4 protein-coding genes and 2 pseudogenes are annotated in these 3,933 nt (G+C 52.6%); 2 read left to right on the top strand and 4 right to left on the bottom strand.

Annotated features, from left to right (window positions below; genetic code table 11):
• A pseudogene (locus tag B3Z49_RS16795) lies at window positions 1-509 on the bottom strand (ATP-dependent DNA helicase); the annotation flags it as partial.
• A 186-nt stretch (window positions 510-695) separates the two neighbouring features.
• Between B3Z49_RS16795 and B3Z49_RS16790 the strand changes: the two are divergent.
• Both B3Z49_RS16790 and B3Z49_RS16785 read left to right on the top strand, forming a co-directional pair.
• On the top strand, window positions 696-1,469 hold the full coding sequence (locus tag B3Z49_RS16790) for an AraC family transcriptional regulator (RefSeq protein ID WP_296992946.1): 774 nt from the start codon (window positions 696-698) through the stop codon (window positions 1,467-1,469).
• 58 nt (window positions 1,470-1,527) lie between these two features.
• A complete protein-coding gene (locus B3Z49_RS16785; protein ID WP_296992945.1) occupies window positions 1,528-2,292 on the top strand; it encodes a hypothetical protein in 765 nt (254 codons plus the stop codon).
• 116 nt (window positions 2,293-2,408) lie between these two features.
• On the opposite strand, the gene B3Z49_RS16780 is transcribed toward B3Z49_RS16785, so the two are convergent.
• The 3 genes and pseudogenes from B3Z49_RS16780 to B3Z49_RS16770 form a co-directional block, all read right to left on the bottom strand.
• A complete protein-coding gene (locus tag B3Z49_RS16780; RefSeq protein ID WP_296992944.1) occupies window positions 2,409-3,017 on the bottom strand; it encodes a LysE family translocator in 609 nt (202 codons plus the stop codon).
• Between the two features lie 196 nt (window positions 3,018-3,213).
• Window positions 3,214-3,582 carry a hypothetical protein gene (locus tag B3Z49_RS16775; RefSeq protein ID WP_120226462.1) on the bottom strand — a complete coding sequence of 123 codons (369 nt, stop codon included), beginning with the start codon at window positions 3,580-3,582 and terminating at the stop codon, window positions 3,214-3,216.
• A gap of 177 nt (window positions 3,583-3,759) precedes the next feature.
• Window positions 3,760-3,933, bottom strand: a pseudogene (locus B3Z49_RS16770) (DedA family protein); the annotation flags it as partial.

Genomic DNA, 3,933 nt, shown 5'->3' with positions numbered 1-3,933 from the left:
ATAACGATGCGGGCCATCGCCATCAGCACCCAAGGGCCGCCAGAACCGAAACACCCCACGGCCAGTGGCCGCGCGCCATCGGCCATGCAACCGAAAGGGCCGGGCCCACGTTTGTTGCGATGAAGGGTGGCCAGTTCCTGCAAAAGGCGTTTCATGGCTTCTGCCAGTGCCTCTGCCTGACCAATCAGGTCATCGGCCGGTTTCTGGCCGGTGGCAAGCGCAATGCCGCGCGGGGTCGGCACACAAAACTGTGCCGGGCGGACAAAGGCAAATAGCTCAAGCAGGTCATGGGCCGGAAACGGATCGGATTTCAGACGTCGGGCACAGGCCGGGGTATGGACCAGAATGGGGCGTGATGACCGCGCACGCTTGGCCGCGGCCCCGTGCGGGAGTTCCTCGATTTCGCCATCGGGCGATAAAAACACGGCGTGACGCAATCCAACGACCATGATAGGTGCGTTGGGCGGCATGAAACGCGGTTGGGACTCTTCGGAACGATCATCGAACATTTGGGGCACTATAAGCAGACAGCGACAGTGGCGCTACCGGTGAAATTGACCTATCTTCGAATTTATAAAGCAAACACCCAAACACAAGAAGACGGACCACAATGGCAGCCCCCAATACCCGCAATCAGCATTTCTGGCGCAATGACGCGATGCCGTTTGTTGAATTGCGGCGTGTGGCGGACGGGCATGCAGGTCTGCTACGAACGCCACAGCCACGATACCTTTTCGATTGGTACGGTGCGGGGCGGTTATAGCACCTATTGGAACCGGGGCAAGACCCATGAAACGCAGGCCGGTTCGGTGGTGATCCTGAACCCTGAGGATGTTCATGGCTGCAACCCGGTCAAGGGCGCGGACTGGGTTTATGACATGCTGTTTGTTGATCCGGACTGGCTTTTGGATTTGCAGATTGAGCTTGATGCCGACGCAGCCGGAAAGTTTGCGATGTTTTCCGATACGCTCAGCCATGATCCGCATCTTTATGATGGCTTGATTGATCTGGCTGATATGCTGGCCAATCCGGATGTCGATATTCTCGGCAAGGAAACGGCACTGGTGTCGTTTTTTGGCGATCTGCATGTGCAGCTTGACCGGCGTGGTGTGCTGGGCGGCGAAGAGATGCGTTCCAACGGCGCGGTCCATGATCGCAAGATGGCCCGGGTGGGTGAGTATATCCGCGCCCATTATGCCGAAAATATCAGTCTGGATGACCTGGCGGCACTGGTTGGCTATTCCCGGTCCTATCTGGTGCGGGCATTTAAAAAGACTTTTGGCATGACGCCTTATGCCTATCTGATCAATTGCCGGGTGCAGCGGGCGCGCCATGCGCTCCGGCGTGGGGAAAAGATCGTTGATGTCGCGCTTGAAACCGGCTTTGCCGATCAGGCGCATTTTCAGCGCATTTTCAAACGTCTGATGGCGACAACCCCACGGCAATATGCCCGCGCGCAGGCGGCGTAACTTTCTAGTATTAAAAGAACTGACATCGGTTCTATGTCCATTCTAGGGGGAAACTTGAGTGAAGCAACGAACAGACTCCAAAAAGTTTAAATGCGCAGCTGGTTTTCTGAGAGATATGTTCAAGGGCCTCTTGGCATTCTTGGGATTCATCGCGTTTTGCATGGGTCTGTACCAAGTTGATCTTGGTAATTTGAAAAATGCTGGGACGGCGATTGGAGCTGGTGCCATTATATTGGTGTTTGCGTTCTTATCGCAGTTTAAACGTTTTAAGGGATTTGGAATTGAAGCCGAAACATGGGAGCAGACCATGGAAGAGGCGAAAGACTTGATTGCGGAGCTGAGACAACTCTCCGTTCTGACTGCGGAACATCTGCTCTCGGTAGCTGTTCGCTTAGGTCGTGCAGATACGCACCTAAGCCGCAGAGAGCGTTTCGAGTTGCGTCAGAAAATAGAAAAAATGTTGGCGGATTCAGGGATTGCATCTGAAGAAATTAAGCGAGTGACCTCTGAAAGTAGGAGGTTTGAACTCATTGATATGGCAAGTGATTTATGTGAACTAATTCAAGATTATACTGAGGGAAAATATAATAAGAAGGCAGAGGTTGCTTCGGAGGTTCGTGAGCTACAGGCGTTTATTCGAGAAAACATCAAAACTTTACCTGAAATTTTCCCAAGCAAATTGCAATCGTGTGCAACTCTCTCCGCAGATGACAAAGCCTTTCTAAAAGCTCACGTGGAGGATGAACTTAAGCGCATTGAAACATTTCGTTCCAGTGGTAAGATCCTTGATCAAGAAGAGTGGCTGTCAAGAAAAGTTAACTAAAGTACCCTGATTTCTGAGCTTTCCGATCACAAAGAGTAGAAAGTGGCAGTGAGTAGCTGTCACGATATGAATAATTGCGAATTGGATTCTGCAGTAAGAAAGCAGGGTAAGAGGGATTACTCCAAAACAAGATAGGCGGCACTGGCGATCAGCAACACCGCCATCGCCCGGTTGAACGCGCGGATGCGGGATGACTCGCCCAGGAAACGCGACAGGAATGCGCCCGCATAGGCCCAGCACGCGACCGAGGCAAAGCAGATGACAAAGTAAATGGCGGTGAATTCCCAGATCAGGGTTGGCGCGCCGGACGCGGCATAGGCGCCCATCCCGGCAATGGATGCCAGCCAGGCCTTGGGATTGAGCCATTGCATGACGGCCCCGGTGATGGCTTTGGGACCGGATGCGGCATTGCCTTTGCCAAGTTCGCCGTTTGACGTTGCCAGTTTCCAGGCCATGAACAGCAAGAACGCCACGCCAGCCCACTGAATGACGGTGGTCAGTTGCGGAAAGGCTTCAAGCATTTCATGCAGGCCCAACCCGATCAAAAGCAGCAAAAGGCAAAATCCCGCCGTCGCGCCAAAGACAAGGCGAAGGGATGGGCGAAAGCCGTATTGCACGCCAGAACTCAGCACCAGAATATTGACCGGTCCCGGTGTGATGGAGGCGGCCAAGGCAAAGGCGGCCATGGAAAGATACAGGCTGAGTGTTGCGCTAAAGCCGGACATCTTGGTGTTCCTCGCACGGTGTTTTTTGTTGTTGATCAACATGCGCTGTCTGGCGGCGCGTTTATTGAACAAAATTGACCTGTGCGCAGGTGATTTCGGCTTTGGGCATAAAAAAACGCAACCGGATGTGGAGCCGGTTGCGTTGCGTGCTGTCGGTATCCGTGTCCCGGTTGGTTGTGCCGGAACCGGTCTCAGATCAGCTTGTCGTCAGATCCATCAGAAGCGATGCACAGCGCTGAGCGATCTCGTTGTTGGGTTCGTCACTGCCCGGCATGGTTGCCCAGCCTTTTGCAATCACGAAATCGTCGCGCTTGTAAGAGCTTTCAGCCTTGAGGGCCGTAAGTTCCGCCGTCTGATTGTTGGGCGAAAGCATTTTGAACTGGGCGACACATACCGGTGCCATTGCCGAGATCGTTGCTTCCTTGCCGCTTGCATCGGCCATTTCCTGCGCAGTGCCACCAGACACCACCGAGCCGGTGCTAAAACCGACAATGGTGATCAGTGCGGCGCCGATAATGCCGCCCCAAATTCCGGGCTTTGTCCATGCAGGGATTTCGATAGCCATAAATAAAATTCCTTTTAATCAGGCCGTGAAAGTATTTTTCGCGGCTCTGTTAGATCAAAGGAAAACATTGATGATGTAATATTACAATTGATTTATTTTTAAATATTTAAATCAAAGGTGGATTTTCTGAAGGGGAGTAGTTTTATTTTTCGTTATTTCGAAGAATTATTTCGTGCTTCAACCGGAAAACATGTTCGACAAACCAGTTGCCCCACCGGCAATCATGGCATAGCGCGCCGCCTTGCCAATGGTCACCAGAATGATGAAGGGCAGAAGGCGCACCCGCATGACCCCGGCAAACAGCGTGAGCGGATCACCAATAATCGGAAGCCATGAAAGCAGTAATGACCA

The organism is Thalassospira sp. UBA1131, from assembly GCF_002311515.1.
GTDB lineage: Bacteria > Pseudomonadota > Alphaproteobacteria > Rhodospirillales > Thalassospiraceae > Thalassospira.
The sequence above is the reverse complement of the archived record's forward strand: the minus strand, read 5'-3'. Positions and strand labels throughout refer to the sequence as shown.